Genomic DNA, 20,701 nt, shown 5'->3' on the forward strand with positions numbered 1-20,701 from the left:
AAGAGGGTAAGGTTCTTCAGATATTACGTTGGCGCCAACTAATATTTGAAAAAAGTAAGTGTCGAATTCAAAAATGATATTTACAACATCTTCACAATGTAGATTGATCTGAAATCAAAATTTCTTTAGATACTTAGCTAAGCGAATTCAAAAGAAATAACTTAACAATTAAGATTAATATTGTAAGGGAATATGGTGCTTTCAGTAGAACGTTTGTCAGTATTGTTGAATGACTTTTTACTTTCTGTGAATAGCTGTTTTCTTTCAGTAAAAGTTGTTTTTTTATTGAAAAATTAAAGATTTACGGGTTGATATTTTATTTAATATGCTAAACCCGTATTTATTTGTAACTCATAAAAAAGTTTATCCAAATATTTCTGGATATTCTAAGGATTATTGGAAGAGAAAATATCATAACCAGTACAATTATACAATATGTTGGTATTAGGTCTATGTTAAATACAAGGTGTGATAAAATAAAAGCAGTACCCGCGAATATAATACCTACAGGATAACTTACATACATAGCTCCATAAAAGAAAGAAGGTTCAATTTTGTATTTAGTATTACAAGAGCTACAACGTTCGTTCATTTTTAATGTATCTTTAAGTAAATACGGATTTTTTTCAGAATACATACTTTCGTTATGACAAACCGGACAAGTACCTTTTATGATACTATAGGCTTTTGTTCCCTTTAAAAAATTCATTTGCTTTTTATTTGTAGATTAAAGACTTTTATTACGCGCTATCTTTATTTAATCTTAAAGATATAAGTATATTTATATACAAAAGTAGTTATGCCTATGAGTTTTTTATTCATGTGTTTGTTGCATTTTTTTGTACTTTAAGGACATATATTGCGATTTTAAAATGATACCGATATTAAACATAACTCAATTTGAGAAGGAAGAATCTTTGGCCGATTTTTATAGCAATGATTTAAAAAATCATTTAATAAAAAATAAAGATATCTTTCATAAGCCACATAAACATGATTTTTTCTTGTGTGTATTTTTTTTGAAAGGTTCAGGCATACACGAGGTAGATTTTGATTCTTATATAGTAGAACCGGGAAGTGTGTTTTTTCTAATGCCAGGTCAGACACATTATTGGAAATTTGAAGATCAGCCAGAGGGATATATTTTTTTTCATTCACAAGATTTTTATGAATTTTATTTTTCTAACAAAAAACTTCAACGATTTCCTTTTTATTATTCGTACAAGAATCCACCTTATATGACTTTAACCGAAGACAAGATTCCTTTAATTAGGTTATATTTTGAACAGATAAATTCAGAGTATAATCAAACTTTGGTTTTTAATAGAGATAAAATAATAAATTTAGTTGATCTTATCTATATAGATTTATCTCGTTTATATATAAATAAAAAAGCAAAACATTCATCATCTACGCCAACGTATTTAAAAACTCTTTCTTCTTTAGAACTAGTAATAGAACAGTTTTATAAAAATGAAAAATCAGCCAAGTTTTATGCAGAGAAATTGAACATTACTCCTAAGCATTTAAATAGGATAACAAAAAGAACGCTCAATAGAACAACAACTGATTTAATTACTGAACGTATAATGTTAGAGGCAAAACGATTAATAGTGCATTCTAATAGTTCTTTGTCGATTATAGGTCAAAGTCTAGGATACGAGGATTATGCTTATTTTTCTAGGGTTTTTAAGATAAAAACAAATAAAACACCTTTAGAGTTTAGAAAGGAGTATCATAATTAAAAAAAAATCCAATCAACTAAGGATTGGATTTTAATATAAAACAAAGACTTTCTTTTTAGAGATTTTTTATCCGTGGTAATAGCGTTCTCTATAGATTTTTCCATCTTTCCATTCGGTTGCAACAGTTTGTTCAGAAAGCATAGTACTTCCATCTTTAAGTTTCAATTCCATAATAGCATCATAAAAAGAATGGTTTCCATTGATAGCATAATTTTTTACTTCATATCTGATGAATTCAGAAAGTTGATTGTTAATAAAATCGTGCTCAAATTTTAAATTAAACTCTTTTCCTTTTTTAGGTTGATCGTTACTTTCCCTTAATTCTACATCATCATGTAAATAAGTTTCCATAGCTTCTATAAAAGCTCCTTTAGCTAATAATTCGTGAACGTGTTTTAAGTTGTTTTCTATTGTAGTTTCCATATGTGTTTTTATTTTAAGATTAATTATATGAACAAATTTACGTTGAGTATGGATGTTCTGTAATGATAATTATTCCTTAAGAATGGTAGATTTTTCTTTTTTGATAAAATTTATTTGTTAATTTGAATATGAGATTAGATTATTCAAGTATAAAAGATGAGAGCTCATTTATTCTTACGAATTTTAATTGCTCTTCATCACTAGATTTACTCAGAAATAAAGGACTGTATAAGATCATATGGAGTAAAGATCATGATGTGAGTTTTCGAATTGATGGATCTCTTATAGAATTAAAAAAGGATCAAATTGTTTTTTGTACACCACTTAATGTATTAGAAATAGAAAGTAATATAGATGGAATTATTTCATTGGTATTTAATAGAGAGTTTTATTGTATAAGAGATCATGATCAAGAAGTGTCTTGTAATGGTTTTTTGTTTTTTGGCTCTTCTGTACCTCAAATATTATCTCTTGACGATAAGGAAAAAGTGAGTTTCTCCATGATGTTTGATTCTTTTAGAGAGGAATTTGAAAATAAAGATCAGATTCAAGGAGAAATGCTTCAGACACTTTTAAAAAGGTTTCTTATCAAATCAAGAAGATTGATTAAAGAAGATTTGCCTGAATCAGAAATTCCAAATAATCAATTAGACATTATAAGGAAATTCAATATTCTTATAGAACAAAATTTTCGAGAAAAGCATCAAGTATCTGAATATGCAGCGTTGTTGTTTAAATCCCCTAAAACCTTATCTAATTTGTTTAATAAGTACAGTGATAAGTCACCATTAGCAACTATTAATGAGCGTATTGTATTAGAGGCAAAAAGGCTACTATTATATTCTGATAAAACATCAGAGGAGATAGCTTATGAATTGGGGTATAAAGAAGCAGGGCATTTTTCTAAGTTTTTTAAGAAACATACAACAATGAATCCAACAGAATTTAAAAGTAGAAAACTGACGAATTCATAAAATAGAGATATTAATATCCTAATTCGAGGAATAAAAAAAGACCAACTAATATTAGTTGGTCTTTTATATATTATTAAAGTCTTTAGAAGATTAATTCTTCATATTGTCTTTAACTAAATTATAGAATTTATCAAATTTAGGATTGATTATAATTTTCGTTACCGTTTCTATACCTTCAGTACCATACTCACTTTTTCCTAAAGCTTCCATACGTTTAGGGTCAACTTTATAATCTGTTTGTAGTACTCTAACTACAGATGCAGCTTGCCTAGAACTTAAATCCCAATTATCAATTAGTTTTTTTCCATCTAGTTTTAATGCATTACTATTCCCTTCTACGGTAATAGTAAGATTAGGATTAGCGTTTAATGTAGCGGCAATTTTTTCTAAAGTGGATTTTGCTTTTTCATCTACAATGTAATTTTTATCATTTTCTCCAAAAAGTGTAGTGTTTGGTAAAATAATAAATATGGTACTTCCACCAATCTTTATATTATCACCGCCGATTGCATTCTTGAATTGACTAAATACAGCTAGATTGGTGGAGTCATTTGCTGTAATAGCGTCATTAATTACATTTAGTTGTTTATCTTTTGATTTAATAATTTCTTGAGAAGTCTGTAAGTTAGTTGCCTTTTTATTAGATAACTCAGTGAAACTATTCATGTTAGCCAGAAGTGAAGCGTTGGTGTCTTTAAGGTCAGCTACTTGAGCTTCCATAGTTTTTACTTTAGACTGACTTACTCTCTCATTCTTTTTGGCCTCGGTTAATTCACCTTGCGTACCTTTTAGCTCTGACCTAAGTTTGTCAATTTCTGCAATTAGGTCTTTCTTTTTTTGTGCGTGTACAAATGAATTGGTTAGCATTAGTACAGAGGCTAATAAAATAATTTTTCTCATTGGTTTAAGCGATTTGTTGCAGGAGCAAAAATAAAACAATTTTAGAAACTATAAATAGATACGATGGTTATGACTTTTTCAAAAGCTTTTCAGCGTTAGTAATACTTAAATTGATTTGCTGTTTCAACTTATTAACTTTGATTTCTTCTTCTTGTAACATTTTCATTTTTGCGGTAAACTTTTCCAGGTCATCAACGGTATTTTCTTCACCGTGAGGAAATTTAGAGCTAAAATCACTCATCCAATCCATCATGAAATCATAAGAATCCTTAAGATCTTTTTGTGCCTTTTCATATGATTTTCCAACAGAAGTGGTATCAATCTTGGGCTCCAACTCTTTTATCAAAGTGCTCATAGGTCCCATTTTTGGCATTACTTCATCATGTACATCAATTACTTTTTGCATTAATGCATCAAATTCTTGTTCTTCTTTTGATAGTTGATTACAGGAAAAGTTTGTTAGAAGTCCAGCAATTAATATTATAAAATATACGTTTTTAGTTTTCATTGGTATTGGTTTTTAATAGTTCAAATGTATTACTTTTTTAAGTATGTATTATTCTGACCTATTATAGATTAAGAAATTTTTCGAGATTGTTTTTTTCTTAGGTATTCTATTCCTAAAATTAATAAAAGACTTATTCCGAATAAAGGGAATACTAACGATAGTAGCATTAATAGTACTATAATCCCGTATCCAACTTTAAACGAAGAAGGAACTTTTGGGACTCCCCAATTTTTCTTTCGCTTTCTTAATGAATAAGATAGAATAGCAGATACACTCATTATGGTTAACGCAATTGCAGTCAGAAGAATTAACCACCAATTTAAGATGCCAAACTGACCTTGATGAAATGCCATAAACCACATTCTTGCTCGCATTAAAACTCCTACATCTTTCCAAGTAAGTTTTAGGATAGGTTCACCTGAGTATTGATCAAAATGTATTTTTTGTTGAGTGTTTAAATCGGAAGGGTTAAAGTTAGATACACTAAATACTCCTTTAGGTCCTTTGGGAAAACTTACTGTTACCTCACCAGGAAGTTTTATTGCTTTTGCTTTTAACACCATTTGATCTAATGTTAATGATGTTCCAGCAATATTCGATTTTAATTGATGACCTCTCCAAGTGGCTGGATATCCAGTATTTGTTAACTTTTGAACGGTTTTGAAATTTTCTCCAAAAACGTCCGTCCAAGGAAAACCTCCCATTAAGATCATTATTAATAAAATAGATATCCAAAAACCCGAAATAGAATGAATATCTCTGTATAATGTTCTACGGTCTAGATTTGTTCTCGGTATAAAATACCCCTTTAATTTCCATCCTCTTTCTGGCCACCAAACATATAAGCCAGTAAGTATCAGGACAATCATCCAACTTGCAATCAATTCTATAATTTTAGTACCAAATTTACCCATTAACAATTCTCCGTGTAATTTTCGAACCGTATGCATATCTGTTTGTTTGGCAATGATCTCACCAGAAACAGTACCCGAATATGGATTTATAAACAAACTACTTTTACCACCAAACCTTCCTGAGACAAACTCTGTAGCATGATTAAGTGATTTTGAGATAACAATTGAGTTTGGTTTTTTGATAGCTGTTTCATTAGCTATCTTCCATTGTTCCTGTAGAGAAATGGGACTATCCGTAATAACTACTTCTTTTATATGTTTCTGTCTCGGAGTCTCATAATCAGATTTAAATAAATAAATAATTCCGGTAATAGAAAGTATAAGAATAAATGGAAGAGATATTAATCCTGCAATAAAATGCCATTTCCAAAGCCATTTATTAAGTTTTGAATTTTTTTTCATGATTTTAGAATTATCAGGGATTTATGAAAAATCTACTGCCATTATTTTCTATTACCCCATAATAGAAAACAATATGTGTAAACCAATTGTAGAGATGTCGACTCTTTTAAACACATATTTACTATGACAGTAGATCATAACTATATTTTAAAAACTTTTGGTTTTAAAAATTATATCGAACTCCAAGATGAAAAGCTCTTGGGTTTCCTATGGTGAAACTATTTTCGCTTCTAAACACATTATATGAGGCTCTTGCGGCATATAATTCATCAAAAACATTTAAAGCATGTCCCCATATATCAATTCCTTTATAGTTTAATGATGCTCTAAGATTAAAAACATTATGACCATCATAAGTAGCTGTACTAAAAGAACCATCATCGTTTTCTACCTGATTCTCAAAGCTGGTATTATAACTCCCTACCAGTTCATGTTCTCCTGTTATGCTAAAGCCAATATTTCCAAAATCCTTACGATAAGTAATGGCAGAAGTACCTAATAGGCTAGGAGCAGTTTCTCTTTCTGTGTCAGAATAATCTACACCTGAATCAAAAAAGTCTATATATTCATGCTTCGCATAGCTACCATTGTGCGAAATGGATAATTCTTTAAGAATTTTATAAGTAATGCCGTATTCTATTCCATAAGATCTAGTTTTACCCGCATTGGTATTAAAGAAATTGTCATCTTCATCACGAAGTGTAATGAGTGTGTTTTTTCCTTCTAAAACATATATTGCAGCATCTAAAGTAAGTTTTGACGGAATCGTATAATATGCTCCAATTTCATAATTATTATATCTACTAGGTTTTATTCCTTGTACCTGATTACGGTTTCTATATAGAGTAGAAACTTGTGGAGGGGTAAACCCTTGAGAATAATTAGCATAGATACCCGTTTGGTTCGAAAGGTTATAGTTGATCCCCAGTTTAGGAGTAAGATTGTTAAAATTATCTACGGTATCTTCTACACCTACAATACCATCTGCCTGATTGTTATAATCATATTCGAATCCATCGTAGCGAATTGCAGCGGTTACTTTTAGAGGTGCTATAGGTGATATTTCATATTGCAGAAATCCTGCGTAATTAAAAATATCTGCTTCGTAATTTAATATAAAATCTCCTGAGTTGAGAGTAAAGTCTGTATTCCTTCCAGTTTCTGTGTCCACAATAACACTGGTTGTTTCTGCTACATATTTTTGTGGAGAAAAATCACCTGTGGCCCCTAGTATTAAAAAAGAATTAGCAAAGTTAAAATCTAGTTTATGCTGTATTAAACCTACAAAACTTTTGAATTGATTAGAGTTTATTTCTCCAGAACCAAATCCAGTTAACTGACCTTGGTCTCTAAATTGACGTACTCTATAGGATGGATTTTGATCCATCGTATTATCCCTGAAAACAAAATTAAAAGAGGTTTTGTTACGATCATTCCAGAATTTGTCTAATGTAGTTCTTAGTCTAAATGCTAGAGCTTCTCGTTCAGTAAAAGTTTGATCACTTTCGAAATTTCCTCCAAAATAATCGGACTCACTTAAAGAGCCAGTCATATCTGACCTGTAATCTACAATGTCTAGAACTGTTGTCCATTTTGTGGTTGCAGAAAAATCATATACCGTCTTAAATGTAACAGCTAGTTTTTCATAGTCACTATGTTCTATAGGACCATTTTTTCGTTGTACATAATGTCCCCCTAAATAGAACCCAAATTTATCACTAGTTCTGTCAGAAACTTCTAACTCATAACGCGTCAATCCAATGTCATTCGTCTGGAACCCTAAGCTACCGCTAAGGTTTTCTGTTGGTTTCTTGGTTATAAAATTAAAACTACCACCAATAGATTCACTACCGTAAATACTAGATGCAGGTCCTTTAAGTACTTCTATACGATCATAAGAAACATCATTCATTTCTAATAATGCATTATGATTAAATACAGAAGTAGGTCGTATTTGCAATCCATCTTCCAGATATAAAAACAATGCTTTCGTAGAAATAGGTGATCGAACGGCCATAAAATGCTGTTCATTACTGGCTGCTCTAGAAGTAGACATAAAAACTCCAGGGACTTGATTCACCAATTGATCGATACCAAAAGCTTTTGTTTCTTCTATAGTTTTTGCGGATATGGTAGCGATAGATCCAGGAACATCAGAACGTTTTTGAATTTCTCTACTCGCCGAAGTCACAAAAACTTCTTCTAAAGCAACATTATCAAGAGATAAACGGATAATATTAACACCACTAGTAAGAGAAACTTCTTTAGTCGTATATCCTACAAAGCTAATGGTAACTTGATTTGAATTTTGAAGTGTTATTGTAAAGCTCCCATTTATATCGCTCATTACTCCATTTGTAGTAGTATTAGATGCTATTATTGTTGCTCCTGGTAATGGATTATTAGAATTATCTACAACTTTTCCTTGAAAAGATTGTGCGTAGCTATTAATTCCGTAAACAAGGAATATAGCTAACATTAGTATGTTTTTCATTATATGTAATGTATAGGTAGGATCATCATTCAATAGATGATTACCTAGTTTATTAATTATTAAGTAAGTATTTATAAAGCGTATTGTAGACCTAACGTAATGGTTTCTTTATTTCTTAATTGTACACCATTCATATTCTGAAATAATGGAATAGCAGCTTCAAAACCAAGACGAAGATTTTTAAGACTTCCTTTAAAGGCATATAAATTAAAACCTAAACCTGCATTTGCATAAGTCATTCCAGAATTAGCAGTATCTGCTGTAATTACCATCATTGGATTTAGATCTGGATTAATTCCGCTTATTTTATCAATAGCTCCAAATTCGAATCTTCCGGAAAAACTTAACCAATCGGTTGCAGTTATGGCTAGCCAATTGTTTAAACTATATTTGTTTCCTAGACGATATTCATTATCGTTCTCACCAACTCTAAGTGTAGTTCTTGCTTGTGTACCAAAAGAAAGAATATTCCATTGCTTTAGATAGGTTAGCGCAATTTCGGTATCCCAAGTTCCACTACCAATTTGCATTGGATATGGTAGTATCACTTCGTTTGGAGTAGAAGCTGGAGTTACATCTTTTTCGCCAATACTACCGGTAGGTATAGATATTCCTATTTGACCGTGTAATTGTTGTTTGTTTTTGTTAAAGAATTTATATAATGCTGCAATCTTTGTGTCACCAAACCCAGAAGATTCTGTAGTAAATACTCCATTCATAGCAGTAAGATGATCCATTTCTTGGGATAGATAATTTACCATTGCTATCAAGGTTATTTTATCACTTGGCGCATACATCATTCCTAACATATGCATATTCATTGGCATACTTGTAGGCGTAACCATATATACATCATTAGGGCGTAACGCATCAGAGAAATCTACATTTTCACTGCCTCTGTTAAGGTCTTCCATATTCATATACATGTAGCGATAGCTAAACATGAATTCACCTTTTCCGTGTGTGTGATCTCCCATTACGGATATAGGAGCGTGTCCATCAGGTCTTGATCCTGACCATTTATTTTCTTTGCTTTCTTCTTGCCCAGATATAAATTGTGCTGTCATTATAATAATGACATAGATATATTTTTTCATTTGATAAATGATTTGTAGTTGTATAGCTGTTTATTCAAGAAATTATCACATACAGATATTGTAACTTGATTAAAACAACTTTAAATAAATAATATATAGAGTTGATCAACCTAGAATAATTCTTGGCCGATTTCACTAAAAAAAAGATCACTACTTAAGTGATTAAGAGAAAGAAACTTCTGGTGGGCGATCAATATTATTGGAAACATTTTTAGTGTGTAAGTGAATTGGTTTCCAATTAGAATTATCCTCAAAATAGAATTGAGAGATGTTTTTGATTTGAATTATATTGTCTTCAAAAAAGAGAGGAATAAAAGCTTCTACAATAACCGTTAAAGAACTGTTTTGAGTATCAGAAGTCGTCTTACTCATCTTCATTTGAGTCATTAGATAACATTTACCGTTACAGTTTAATTTTGGCCTTTCTTTATTAACACAATATTTTTCTACAATGGTGTCAATATTTAACTGATAGTAGAGTACATTACTTATTTCTATTGCTGGTCTTAAAGCAAAAGCAATGAATATTAATATAGAAAAAAAGACTCTCAATTAAGGGTTTTTCAAATTCGCTGCAAATATACTATTCTTCTTAAAAGTAATATAAGATCTACTCTTAAAACTTACTAAAAGTATAGTTAATATATATATAGCTAAAAAAGGTTTTGAATTATAATTAATCAACCATATTCCGGAATAGAAAATTTAGGAGGTTAATAAACAAACCGCTTGTATTCGAAGTGAGCTTTTGGCTTTATGAAATAAAAATCCCTCAAGCATTTTACCGCTTGAGGAATATATTTTGTGATAATTTAGTTATAATTATCTATGAATTGTTTGAGTTCTATCTGGTCCTACAGAAACAATAGTAATTGGTGTTTCTAATTCTTTTTCTAGGAACTCAATATATTCGTTTAGCTCTTTAGGAAACTCTGATTTGTTAGACATTTTTGTAAGATCTTCTGACCAACCTTTCATTTCTGTATAAACCGGAGTTACATTTTCTGGCTCAATATTATAGGGTAGGTGAGTGATCGTCTTTCCTTTGTAATTATATGCAGTACATACCTTAAGTGTTTTGAAACCACTTAATACATCACCTTTCATCATCATTAATTGAGTAACTCCATTAACATGAACAGCATATTTTAGGGCAACTAAATCTAACCATCCGCATCTACGTTCTCTTCCTGTAGTTGCTCCAAATTCATTACCTACACGTCCCATAGTTTCTCCATCGTCATCAAACAATTCTGTTGGGAATGGTCCACTTCCTACACGTGTTGTATATGCCTTAAAAATCCCAAAAACTTCTTTGATTTTATTGGGTGCAACTCCTAATCCAGTACATGCTCCTGCAGCAGTAGTGTTAGAAGATGTTACAAAAGGATATGTTCCAAAATCTATATCTAATAAAGATCCTTGAGCTCCTTCAGCCAATATTTTCTTACCTTCTTTTTGTGCTTGATAAAGATATTCTTCGCTATCAATAAAGGTTAAGGATTTTAAAGTTTCTATAGCTGCAAAAAACTCATTTTCCAGTTCTTCTAAATCATATTCGATTTTCGCATCATAGAAATCGATCATTGCTTCATGCTTATTGGCAAGATTTCTATAGCGTTCTTTCCAATCACTAAGTTCTAGATCACCAACACGAATACCATTTCTACCTGTCTTATCCATGTAAGTTGGGCCAATTCCTTTTAGGGTAGAACCAATTTTTGCTTTACCCTTAGAAGCTTCAGATGCAGCATCAAGAATTCTATGTGTTGGTAATATTAAGTGTGCTTTTCTTGATATAACTAGTTTTGATTTATAGTCCAAATCAAATTTAGCAAGGTTATCTAATTCTTTTTTAAATATTACTGGATCAATTACTACACCATTACCTACTAAATTGATTGCCTTATCGTGAAAAATTCCACTTGGTATAGTATGTAATACATGTTTGATACCATCAAATTCCAATGTATGTCCTGCATTAGGCCCTCCTTGAAATCTAGCAATTATATCATAATTTTTTGTAAGAACGTCTACAATTTTTCCTTTACCTTCGTCTCCCCATTGAAGACCAAGTAATAAGTTTACCGCCATTAGTTTTCTTGATTAGTGGGTTTCTTTTTGGTTCCGTAGAAATACAGTGAATGATTTGTAATATCTACATCAAAAATTTCTTCGATTGTTTTTTTTATGGATTGTATTCTTGGATCACAAAACTCCAGGACTTCACCACTATCAGTTAGTATAAGGTGATCATGTTGCCTGTCGAAATATGATTTTTCATATTGTGCTTGACTTTGACCAAATTGATGTTTACGAACAAGTTTACAATCTAGTAAAAGCTCTATTGTATTATAGAGTGTTGCCCTACTAACACGATAGTTTTTGTTTTTCATTTTGATGTAAAGTGATTCTATATCAAAATGCTCTTCACTTTCATAAATTTCCTGAAGTATAGCGTAGCGCTCCGGTGTTTTTCTATGACCATTTTCTTCTAGAAAACTAGTAAACACATTTTTAACGATGTTTTGATCGTTTTGCGTAGTTGTTTTGGTACTCATAATGTTTGAAAAAGCAAATTTACATTATTTTTTATTAGTTAGAGACCAATTTATAAATACTTATTCAGAAAAATAGAATGATTTATTCTCGTATGACTTTGTCAATTCCATTAACCTTGGATAGATTCTGAATAACCGTTTTTAAAGTGTTTTTATTTTTAACTCCTACAGTAATTTTACCAGTAAATACACCATCGTTAGTATCAAAATTCATATTGTATATAGCCAAATGCATATTGTTGGATATGATCTGAGTTACTTCGTTCACTACACCAATATTATCAATTCCATTTAGCTTAATAACTGCTTTAAATACTTCTTGACTAGAGTCTATCCACTTCGCTTGTATAATGCGATATGCATAATTACTCTGCAGCTGTAAAGCGTTCGGATAATCCTTTTTATGGATTTTAATACCTTCATTTACCGTAATAAAACCAAAAACATTGTCTCCAGCTATCGGGTTACAACAATTGGATAATTTATACTCTAATTTTTCAGAGTCTTTACCAAAAACTAGAAGATCATATTTAGATGTAATTTCATCTTTGTTTACATCTTTTGCATTTCCTCGACGAATTTTATTTTTAATAAAATTCATAAATACATTACTACGAGTAGTAGCAAATTCTTTGATCTTTTGATTGTCTATGGTACCTATACCAACTCGGTAGAAAAGATCCTGACTAGTTTTAAGTTTAAAATAGAGTACTAGTTCATTAATTACTTTTTCTCCCATTGTTATTTTTTGGGAACGCAACTTACGTTTAAGTACAACTTTTCCTTCCTCTGCAATCTGTTTCTTTTCGTCACGTAATGCAGATTTTATTTTTGATCTCGCTCTAGCGGTGGTTGCATAATCTAACCAGTTAGAAGAAGGTTTTGATTTTGCAGAAGTAATAATTTCTACTTGATCCCCATTCTTAAGCTCGTGACTCAAAGGAACCAATTTATTATTGACTCTAGCTCCTCTAGTTCTAAGTCCAACTTCGGTGTGCACACTAAAACCAAAATCTAGCGCCGTTGCTCCCTTCGGTAACGATTTTAAATCTCCTTCAGGAGTAAAGACAAAGATTTCTTTGGCATACAGATTAAGTTTGAATTCTTCTACAAAATCTACTGCATTGGCTTCAGAGTTTTCTAATGCTTCTTGTAATCTATTTAGCCAGCCATCCAAGCCTTGATCTTGTTTGTCCTCAGTATTTTTGTATTTGTAATGAGCGGCATATCCTTTTTCTGCAATTTCGTGCATACGCTCACTACGTATTTGTACTTCTACCCATCTGCTATCAGGACCAATTACGGTGATGTGTAATGCTTCATATCCTGTAGATTTTGGTTGAGAAATCCAATCTCTGAGTCTTATTGGGTTTGGTCTATAGTAATCAGTAACTATTGTATATATTTTCCAGGCAATGAATTTTTCGTTTTCTACATCATCCGCTTTATAGATGATACGTATAGCGAACTTATCATAAACTTCATCAAAAGAAATATTCTGTTTTAGGATTTTTCTTCTGATGGAAAAAATAGATTTCGGACGTCCTTTGATTTCATAATCTAACCCTTCTTTATCAAGCCCTTCTTTAATTTTGTCCGAAAAACGTTTTATATAAGCATCTTGTTCTTCCTTACTTTCTTTAATTTTTTCTAGAACGTCCCTATATACTTCTGGTTCGGTATATTTTAAACCTAAATCTTCTAATTCAGTTTTTATGTTATAAAGACCTATTCGATGTGCTAATGGAGCATAGATATATAAAGTCTCTGATGCTATTTTTACTTGTTTATCGGGACGCATAGCATCCATCGTTTGCATATTATGCAGTCGATCAGCTATTTTGATAATTATTACCCTAACATCATCATTTAGAGTTAGTAACATTTTTCTGAAATTTTCAGCTTGCAGAGAAATGTCTTTATCTTTTTTTAGGGAAGATATTTTTGTTAGCCCATCCACAATACGAGCAACAGTTTCACCAAACATTTGTTCAATGTCTACTAAAGTATATTCTGTATCCTCAACGACGTCATGAAGTAATGCAGCGGCTATAGAAGTTGCATCCAATCCTATTTCGCTTGCTACTATTTTAGCTACAGCAATAGGGTGGAAGATATAGGCCTCTCCACTTTTACGTCTTTGGTCTTTATGAGCATCTACAGCGATATCAAACGCCTGCCGTATTAGTTTTTTGTCTTCTTTACTAAGATCTCTATAACTAATACGAAGCAATTCTTTGTATTGCTTTGCAATTTGTTTGTTTTCCTGTTCTATAGCGGCTTCGGTCATACTATAAAGTTTTCTTTGAAAGCCTTTCTTTAATGTGATTGTGTGTTTTCCTAATGGTCAAAAAAAAATAATTTTAAACATCGAGTAATAGCTAAAAATACAATTAAGAATTGTAACCACCAAGCCTATATTAATTCATTTATTTCCGTATATTTTTAATCCTTTGTAAAAGAGTGGGATGTGAGTAATGTATAAATACCATAGCAGGATGAGGAGTAAGATTACTCAAGTTATTTTTTGATAATTTTTTCAAACTATTTATCAAAGCTTCACCGTCATAAGAGTTTTTTGCATAGTCATCAGCTTGGTATTCGAATGCTCTAGAAACTACATTCATGATAAGCCCAGTAATTTCAGATATTGGGCTGTACAGAATCCCAAAAGCTACCAGTCCAATATGAAAAGAAGGAATTCCAACACCTAATGCTTCCGAAAGAAGTGGGTTTGCAATAAATAGTGATAAAAACCATAAAGTTACTCCAGTAAGTAAAATTGATAAAAGCAGGTTCATAATGACATGCATTTTTTTGTAATGCCCAACTTCATGTGCCAAAACTGCTACAATTTCTTCTTTATTCAAATCTTTAATTAATGTATCGTATAGTGTAATTCTTTTTTCGCTTCCTAAGCCAGAAAAGTAAGCATTTGCTTTTGTACTTCTTTTAGATCCATCAATCACAAAAATATCTTTTAATTGAAATCCAACATTATTAGAATATTCCTGAATTGTATCTCTTAATTCTCCGGGTTCTAATGGTGTTTGTTTGTTAAATAATGGGACTATTAATTTGGCATAAAACATATTCATAGCTAAGGTGAAAACAGAAATCAAAGCCCAAGCATAAACCCAAAAGTATTTTCCTGTGATTTCATAAAACCACATAATCAGTGCTAAAAGACTACCACCTACTATGATCATCATAACAAATCCTTTTATTTTATCAATAAAAAAAGTCTTAATTGTGGTTTTATTAAATCCAAATTGCTCTTCTATAATGAAGGTTTTATAATATGCTGCAGGTGTTGATAGGATATCACTGCTAATCATTATAATCCCAAAAAATAGAAGTCCCACAATAATAGGATTGTCCGAAAAACTTCTTGCAATACCATCTACCCATGCAAAACCATCTAAAAAAAAGAATAGTAGCATAATACATAAGGAAATGAGGGAAGAAACAAGTTTGAACTTGTAATTGGCTTTTTTGTAAGCTATTGATTTTTGATATTCATCTTCTGGGTATACATCAGAAAGTTCATCAGGTATGTTGTTGTTGTAGTGCCTGGCATTTAGAATATCCAGCAAAGAATCTATTAGAAAAACTATTACAATAATAGCAATCAATAGGTAAAAGAGCGTGTTTGACGTCATTTGTATAGGTTTGTAGCTTTGGGATTTGTAGGTTTAGTAAGTTAATGATTTTTTAAGTATCAAACAACAAAATCACGCTGTCGTTTTGCTTCAAAAATTAGTATTCCTGCAGCTACTGAGACATTCATCGAATCTATAACACCACTCATGGGGATTTTAATATTTTTTGTTGTATTATTTAACCACTCATCAGTTAAGCCCTTATCTTCTGTACCAACGACAATTGCAGTAGGTTTAGTATAATCTTGGGTATAATAATTTTCTGAAGACTGTAATGCTGCTCCATATATATTGATACCTTTACTAGTAAGAAAAGAGATAATATCCGAAGTGGATCCAGTTGCGATATTATTAGTAAATACACATCCAACACTTGATCTGATGATATTAGGGTTGTAGATGTCTGTTTTTGGATTAGCAATTAGGACAGCATCTGCTTTTGCTGCATCTGCGGTACGAAGTATTGCACCAATATTCCCTGGTTTTTCAGGGGATTCTGCAACCAAAATCAAAGGGTTTTTTGTTTTAAGGTTTAGGTTTTTCAGTAGTGTTTCTTTAGATTGTATGATCGCGATAATACCTTCTGTCGTAGATCGATGAGAAAGTTTCTGATAAATTTCTATGGTGATTTCAAATAAATCAATAGTATTAACGGCGTTTCCTAGGATTACTAAAACTTCTTCGTATGAAATAATTGATGAACAGTAATATATTTGTTTTATTTGATATCCTCCAGCAATAGAAAGGGAAGTTTCTCGTCTTCCTTCAACGAAAAAACAGTTTTCTTTTCTACGAATTCTTGACTTTTCCTTAAGTTGGTTTAAGAATTTTATTTTTGGATTTTGGTTGCTTGTAATCTGTTTATGCATAGACGCAAATATACTAAGACCAGTGTGAAAAAATTTATATTCGTGTCTAAAGAACATAAATTAGGTGAAAAGATTTTGTTGGTTTTTATAGTAATGTATAGGGTAGGAGATATTGACTATTTTGTGTTGTTAAAGTATAACTCTTACTAAAATTACTTTTCGTTAGATCTTTTACAAGATGACTATTTTTTAGAAATGAAAAAACCCCATCATAATGATGAGGTTTTTACTATAAGTGAGAAAATATTTTATTTAAAAATTACTTTACTTTTTCTACAATTGCTTTAAAAGCTTCTGGGTTGTTCATAGCTAAATCAGCAAGAACCTTACGATTCAATTCGATATTATTAGCTTTTACTTTCCCCATAAATTGAGAATAAGACATACCGTGTATACGTGCACCCGCATTAATACGAGTTATCCATAAAGCACGGAAAGTTCTTTTTTTGTTTCTGCGGTCTCTATAAGCATATGACATTGCTTTATCAACTGCATTTTTTGCTACTGTCCAAACGTTTTTACGACGTCCGAAGTAACCTTTTGCTTGCTTAAGAACTCTTTTTCTTCTAGCTCTTTTTGCAACAGAATTTACTGATCTTGGCATAATTTTAAATTTTTTAGTAGTAGGCGGTCAATAAATTGACTCTTTGTCTTGTTACAATTCGAGATTTAAATATTTAATCTCAAATTTAAAAGGCCCAACTCCTGGGTTTATAATAATTCTAACCTGACTAAAAAACGATTACTTTAAACGTAATTGTTCTTTAATACTATTTTCATCGCTTTTGTGCACTAATGTAGAGTGCGTTAAAGCTAGCTTACGCTTTTTAGATTTTTTTGTCAAAATATGACTCTTAAAAGCGTGCTTTCTTTTGATTTTACCGGTACCTGTAAGCTTAAAACGCTTTTTAGCACTGGATTTTGTTTTCATTTTAGGCATTGTATCCTTGTTTTTATAATAATCTCACTTATTATCTTTAAAGCTTTTAAAGGCTTTTATTTTGTTTTTTTTGGAGCAATGAACATAATCATTCTCTTACCTTCCAATTTAGGCATTTGCTCTACTTTACCATAATCTTCTAATTCCTGTGCAAGTCTTAATAGTAAGATTTGACCTTGATCTTTATAGATTATAGAACGACCTTTAAAGAAAACGTAAGCTTTTAGCTTAGCTCCTTCACTTAAGAACTTGATAGCGTGTTTTTTCTTAAACTCATAATCGTGTTCATCAGTGTTTGGTCCAAATCTAATTTCCTTTATGGTAACTTTTGTTGCTTTGGTTTTAAGAGCCTTGTCTCTTTTCTTCTGCTCATATAAGAACTTTTTATAGTCCATTATTTTACAAACAGGAGGTACCGCTTTTGGAGAAATTTCCACAAGATCTAACTCTTGCTCTTCAGCAAGTGCCAGTGCTTTTTTAGTCGGATATACGCCAACTTCTACATTATCGCCTACAAGACGTACTTCATCAACCCTAATTTTATGATTGATTCTGTGAGCATCTTCTTTGATTACTCTTAGTGGTTTTTGAGACCTTCTTCTTCTTATTGCTATGACTTAAAAATTTAAATTAAACTTAATTATTTTAGTTATCCGTTAAATGGTTTTAACGTTCTATTTATTTCTTTAGTAATTATATCGGTGAACTCATCAATATTAATTGCTCCAATATCTTCTCCACCGTGTTTTCTAACAGATATCGTATTATTTTTTTCTTCTTGTTCCCCTACGATAACAATGTAAGGAATTTTTTTCATTTCTGCCTCTCTAATTTTCTTACCCATAGTTTCGTTTCTATGGTCAGCAAGGGCGCGAATTTCGTTATTTTCTAACAAATTTAAAACTTTTTCAGCGTATTTTTCATATTTCTCACTGATTGATAGGACAATAACTTGTTCAGGCATTAACCATAAAGGGAAGTTACCTGCCGTATGTTCTAGTAAAATAGCTATAAATCTTTCCATACTACCAAATGGTGCTCTATGGATCATTATTGGTCTGTGCATTTCGTTATCACTACCTTTATATTCAAGATCAAAACGCTCAGGTAAATTATAATCAACTTGGATTGTACCTAATTGCCAACTTCTACCTAAAGCATCTTTTACCATAAAGTCTAACTTTGGACCATAAAAAGCAGCTTCACCAGTTTCAATAACATAGTCAAGACCTTTATCTTTTGCTGCACTTATAATTGCATTTTCTGCTTTTTCCCAGTTTTCAACATCTCCAATGTACTTTTCAGGATTGTCAGGATCTCTTAATGATACTTGTGCTGTAAAGTTTTCAAAGCCCAAAGACCCAAAAACGTATAGTACAAGATCTATTACTTTTTTAAACTCTTCATCTAATTGATCAGGAGTACAGAAAATATGAGCATCATCTTGGGTAAAGCCTCTTACTCTCGTAAGACCATGAAGTTCTCCACTTTGTTCGTATCTATATACAGTACCAAACTCCGCATAACGTATAGGTAAATCCCTATAAGACCACGGAGCACTGTTATAGATCTCACAATGATGAGGACAGTTCATAGGTTTTAATAGAAATTCTTCTCCTTCGGCAGGGGTATTGATTGGCTGAAAACTATCCTCTCCATATTTTGCATAATGACCAGATGTAACATAAAGTTCCTTTTGTCCAATATGTGGAGTAACAACCATTTCATAGCCTGCTTTTTTCTGAGCTTTTTTTAAGAAATTTTCTAAGCGCTCACGTAAAGCAGCACCTTTAGGTAGCCATAAAGGTAAGCCTTGACCTACTTTTTGAGAAAAAGTAAAGAACCCTAGTTCTTTTCCTAACTTTCTATGATCTCGTTTTTTAGCTTCCTCTAATAACTCAAGATATTCTTTAAGCTCTTTTTGCTTTGGGAAAGAGGTTCCGTAAACTCGTGTAAGTTGTTTGTTTTTTTCATCTCCTCTCCAATATGCCCCTGCAACACTCATTATTTTAACAGCCTTAATCAGTCCAGTGTTAGGAATATGTCCTCCTCGACATAAATCAGTAAAAGTATCATGATCACAAAATGTAATAGTTCCATCTTCAAGATTTTCTATTAGCTCTAATTTGTATTCGTTACCTTCTTTTTTATATTTAGCTAGAGCATCAGATTTAGAAACTGATCTCATTTTAAATTCGTGTTTTCCTCTAGCAATTTCTAGCATTTTACCTTCAATTGCTTGGAAGTCTTTTTCAGAGATAGTTTGATCCCCTAAATCTACATCATAATAAAACCCATTATCTATAGCGGGTCCAATAGATAATTTCACTCCCGGATATAACTCTTCTAAAGCTTGCGCGAGAACGTGAGAAGTAGAGTGTCTAAAAGCTTGTTTACCTTCATTATCTCTCCAGGTGAATAAAACCAAATTTCCATCGGTGGTTAATTCCGTTGATGTCTCTACAATAGTATTGTTGAATTTTGCTGAAATAACATTTCGCGCAAATCCTTCACTTATGTCTTTTGCAACATCCATAACAGTGATACTTTCACTGAATTCTCTAACCGAACCATCTGGTAACGTAATCTTGATCATTATTCTTAAATTATTAAGCGGCAAAGATAATACGATAATAAAATCCTCACAATAATTAAGGAGTACATTTATTAAAATATTAATATACGTTGATTTATTCGGGGTATTTTTTGTTGTTATTTTTTTGCTGTAATTATGTGGTATAATAATAAGGACAGTAGGTTCTTTGTTTTAGGTATTGTTTTTCAATTTTTTTGTTAGTGTAAACGTAATGTTTAGAGGTTGTTATAAAAAGATTAAAATTTTCTTCAAAAAAGTTGTTGTTGATTAGAAAAAGGGTTGTATGTTTGCACCCGCAAAACGGGATATTGTTTTGTTAGTTCATTGAGATTGATTTTGTTTGTTAGGTTAGGTTTTACGGGGCTTTATTGTTTTGTTTTAATTTGATTTAGGTTCTAAAAAAAACTTTAATTTTTTTTCAAAAAAGTTTTGTGGAATTAAAAAGTGGTTGTATATTTGCACCCGCTTTGAGAAACAAGCGAAGTTCATAAGAATAAAAGTTATACTGGAGTAGGGTGATTAGGTTCATTTTTGGGGTTCGATTCCTTGGTAATTTACGATTAACGACTGGCAATGAAGATTGTTTTCGGTTAGTTAAAAAAGTTCATTGATATAT

19 protein-coding genes are annotated in these 20,701 nt (G+C 31.4%); 2 read left to right on the top strand and 17 right to left on the bottom strand.

What is annotated here, in order from left to right:
* Positions 1-340 precede the first annotated feature (340 nt).
* Positions 341-709: a DUF983 domain-containing protein gene (locus tag BMY33_RS22940; protein ID WP_091412879.1), complete on the bottom strand. Its 369-nt coding sequence runs from the start codon at positions 707-709 to the stop codon at positions 341-343.
* A gap of 163 nt (positions 710-872) precedes the next feature.
* Here BMY33_RS22940 and BMY33_RS22945 point away from each other — a divergent pair, with 163 nt between their 5' ends.
* The gene (locus BMY33_RS22945; protein WP_091412881.1) at positions 873-1,745 is read left to right on the top strand and encodes a helix-turn-helix domain-containing protein; all 873 of its coding nucleotides are present in this window, start codon (positions 873-875) and stop codon (positions 1,743-1,745) included.
* A gap of 66 nt (positions 1,746-1,811) precedes the next feature.
* Here BMY33_RS22945 and BMY33_RS22950 read toward each other — a convergent pair whose 3' ends face one another.
* Positions 1,812-2,168 (bottom strand): hypothetical protein, encoded by a 357-nt coding sequence (locus BMY33_RS22950; RefSeq protein WP_091412882.1) that lies wholly within the window; start codon positions 2,166-2,168, stop codon positions 1,812-1,814.
* Positions 2,169-2,296: 128 nt separating this feature from the next.
* On the opposite strand from BMY33_RS22950, the gene BMY33_RS22955 reads away from it, so the two are divergent.
* Positions 2,297-3,142, top strand: coding sequence for a helix-turn-helix domain-containing protein (locus BMY33_RS22955; RefSeq protein ID WP_091412884.1), 846 nt, complete (start codon positions 2,297-2,299; stop codon positions 3,140-3,142).
* 90 nt (positions 3,143-3,232) lie between these two features.
* Here BMY33_RS22955 and BMY33_RS22960 read toward each other — a convergent pair whose 3' ends face one another.
* The 15 genes from BMY33_RS22960 to thrS all read right to left on the bottom strand — a co-directional run bounded on the left by BMY33_RS22960 (position 3,233) and on the right by thrS (position 20,085).
* Positions 3,233-4,042 (bottom strand): OmpA/MotB family protein, encoded by an 810-nt coding sequence (locus BMY33_RS22960; RefSeq protein WP_091412886.1) that lies wholly within the window; start codon positions 4,040-4,042, stop codon positions 3,233-3,235.
* A gap of 67 nt (positions 4,043-4,109) precedes the next feature.
* The gene (locus BMY33_RS22965) at positions 4,110-4,550 is read right to left on the bottom strand and encodes a hypothetical protein (protein ID WP_091412888.1); all 441 of its coding nucleotides are present in this window, start codon (positions 4,548-4,550) and stop codon (positions 4,110-4,112) included.
* A 68-nt stretch (positions 4,551-4,618) separates the two neighbouring features.
* Positions 4,619-5,866: a PepSY-associated TM helix domain-containing protein gene (locus BMY33_RS22970; RefSeq protein ID WP_091412890.1), complete on the bottom strand. Its 1,248-nt coding sequence runs from the start codon at positions 5,864-5,866 to the stop codon at positions 4,619-4,621.
* A 163-nt stretch (positions 5,867-6,029) separates the two neighbouring features.
* The gene (locus BMY33_RS22975; protein ID WP_091412892.1) at positions 6,030-8,360 is read right to left on the bottom strand and encodes a TonB-dependent receptor; all 2,331 of its coding nucleotides are present in this window, start codon (positions 8,358-8,360) and stop codon (positions 6,030-6,032) included.
* Positions 8,361-8,431: 71 nt separating this feature from the next.
* Positions 8,432-9,457, bottom strand: coding sequence for a transporter family protein (locus BMY33_RS22980; protein ID WP_091412894.1), 1,026 nt, complete (start codon positions 9,455-9,457; stop codon positions 8,432-8,434).
* Positions 9,458-9,619: 162 nt separating this feature from the next.
* Entirely contained in the window at positions 9,620-10,009 is a 390-nt protein-coding gene (locus BMY33_RS22985) for a hypothetical protein (RefSeq protein ID WP_091412896.1), read from the bottom strand.
* A gap of 270 nt (positions 10,010-10,279) precedes the next feature.
* Positions 10,280-11,551: an adenylosuccinate synthase gene (locus BMY33_RS22990; RefSeq protein WP_091412898.1), complete on the bottom strand. Its 1,272-nt coding sequence runs from the start codon at positions 11,549-11,551 to the stop codon at positions 10,280-10,282.
* Positions 11,551-12,018, bottom strand: a complete 468-nt coding sequence (locus BMY33_RS22995; protein ID WP_091412900.1) for a Fur family transcriptional regulator — start codon at positions 12,016-12,018, stop codon at positions 11,551-11,553. Before BMY33_RS22995 ends, BMY33_RS22990 begins: the two co-directional genes overlap by 1 nt.
* Before the next feature lie 82 nt (positions 12,019-12,100).
* The gene (locus BMY33_RS23000) at positions 12,101-14,308 is read right to left on the bottom strand and encodes a RelA/SpoT family protein (protein WP_091412901.1); all 2,208 of its coding nucleotides are present in this window, start codon (positions 14,306-14,308) and stop codon (positions 12,101-12,103) included.
* A 139-nt stretch (positions 14,309-14,447) separates the two neighbouring features.
* Positions 14,448-15,680 carry a M48 family metallopeptidase gene (locus tag BMY33_RS23005; RefSeq protein ID WP_091412903.1) on the bottom strand — a complete coding sequence of 411 codons (1,233 nt, stop codon included), beginning with the start codon at positions 15,678-15,680 and terminating at the stop codon, positions 14,448-14,450.
* A gap of 59 nt (positions 15,681-15,739) precedes the next feature.
* The gene (locus BMY33_RS23010) at positions 15,740-16,549 is read right to left on the bottom strand and encodes a TrmH family RNA methyltransferase (RefSeq protein ID WP_091412914.1); all 810 of its coding nucleotides are present in this window, start codon (positions 16,547-16,549) and stop codon (positions 15,740-15,742) included.
* Positions 16,550-16,808: 259 nt separating this feature from the next.
* Positions 16,809-17,153: a 50S ribosomal protein L20 gene (gene rplT, locus BMY33_RS23015; protein WP_027394179.1), complete on the bottom strand. Its 345-nt coding sequence runs from the start codon at positions 17,151-17,153 to the stop codon at positions 16,809-16,811.
* 138 nt (positions 17,154-17,291) lie between these two features.
* Positions 17,292-17,489, bottom strand: coding sequence for a 50S ribosomal protein L35 (gene rpmI / locus BMY33_RS23020; RefSeq protein ID WP_027394180.1), 198 nt, complete (start codon positions 17,487-17,489; stop codon positions 17,292-17,294).
* A gap of 56 nt (positions 17,490-17,545) precedes the next feature.
* Positions 17,546-18,061 (bottom strand): translation initiation factor IF-3, encoded by a 516-nt coding sequence (infC, locus tag BMY33_RS23025; RefSeq protein ID WP_280139552.1) that lies wholly within the window; start codon positions 18,059-18,061, stop codon positions 17,546-17,548.
* Between the two features lie 77 nt (positions 18,062-18,138).
* Positions 18,139-20,085, bottom strand: a complete 1,947-nt coding sequence (thrS, locus tag BMY33_RS23030; protein WP_091412906.1) for a threonine--tRNA ligase — start codon at positions 20,083-20,085, stop codon at positions 18,139-18,141.
* Between the last annotated feature and the right edge of the window lie 616 nt (positions 20,086-20,701).

The sequence above is a fragment of the Aquimarina amphilecti genome (assembly GCF_900109375.1).
GTDB lineage: Bacteria > Bacteroidota > Bacteroidia > Flavobacteriales > Flavobacteriaceae > Aquimarina > Aquimarina amphilecti.

Excerpts from the sequence above, each read along its gene's own strand:
- BMY33_RS22990 (WP_091412898.1), bottom strand. The coding sequence starts at position 11,551 with ATGGCGGTAAACTTATTACTTGGTCTTCAATGGGGAGACGAAGGTAAA.
- rpmI (WP_027394180.1), bottom strand. The coding sequence starts at position 17,489 with ATGCCTAAAATGAAAACAAAATCCAGTGCTAAAAAGCGTTTTAAGCTT.
- BMY33_RS22940 (WP_091412879.1), bottom strand. The coding sequence starts at position 709 with ATGAATTTTTTAAAGGGAACAAAAGCCTATAGTATCATAAAAGGTACT.
- BMY33_RS23010 (WP_091412914.1), bottom strand. The coding sequence starts at position 16,549 with ATGCATAAACAGATTACAAGCAACCAAAATCCAAAAATAAAATTCTTA.
- BMY33_RS22960 (WP_091412886.1), bottom strand. The coding sequence starts at position 4,042 with ATGAGAAAAATTATTTTATTAGCCTCTGTACTAATGCTAACCAATTCA.
- rplT (WP_027394179.1), bottom strand. The coding sequence starts at position 17,153 with ATGCCAAGATCAGTAAATTCTGTTGCAAAAAGAGCTAGAAGAAAAAGA.
- BMY33_RS23000 (WP_091412901.1), bottom strand. The coding sequence starts at position 14,308 with ATGACCGAAGCCGCTATAGAACAGGAAAACAAACAAATTGCAAAGCAA.
- thrS (WP_091412906.1), bottom strand. The coding sequence starts at position 20,085 with ATGATCAAGATTACGTTACCAGATGGTTCGGTTAGAGAATTCAGTGAA.
- BMY33_RS23005 (WP_091412903.1), bottom strand. The coding sequence starts at position 15,680 with ATGACGTCAAACACGCTCTTTTACCTATTGATTGCTATTATTGTAATA.
- BMY33_RS22945 (WP_091412881.1), top strand. The coding sequence starts at position 873 with ATGATACCGATATTAAACATAACTCAATTTGAGAAGGAAGAATCTTTG.
- BMY33_RS22950 (WP_091412882.1), bottom strand. The coding sequence starts at position 2,168 with ATGGAAACTACAATAGAAAACAACTTAAAACACGTTCACGAATTATTA.
- BMY33_RS22965 (WP_091412888.1), bottom strand. The coding sequence starts at position 4,550 with ATGAAAACTAAAAACGTATATTTTATAATATTAATTGCTGGACTTCTA.
- BMY33_RS22955 (WP_091412884.1), top strand. The coding sequence starts at position 2,297 with ATGAGATTAGATTATTCAAGTATAAAAGATGAGAGCTCATTTATTCTT.
- BMY33_RS22970 (WP_091412890.1), bottom strand. The coding sequence starts at position 5,866 with ATGAAAAAAAATTCAAAACTTAATAAATGGCTTTGGAAATGGCATTTT.
- BMY33_RS22975 (WP_091412892.1), bottom strand. The coding sequence starts at position 8,360 with ATGAAAAACATACTAATGTTAGCTATATTCCTTGTTTACGGAATTAAT.
- BMY33_RS22995 (WP_091412900.1), bottom strand. The coding sequence starts at position 12,018 with ATGAGTACCAAAACAACTACGCAAAACGATCAAAACATCGTTAAAAAT.
- BMY33_RS22980 (WP_091412894.1), bottom strand. The coding sequence starts at position 9,457 with ATGAAAAAATATATCTATGTCATTATTATAATGACAGCACAATTTATA.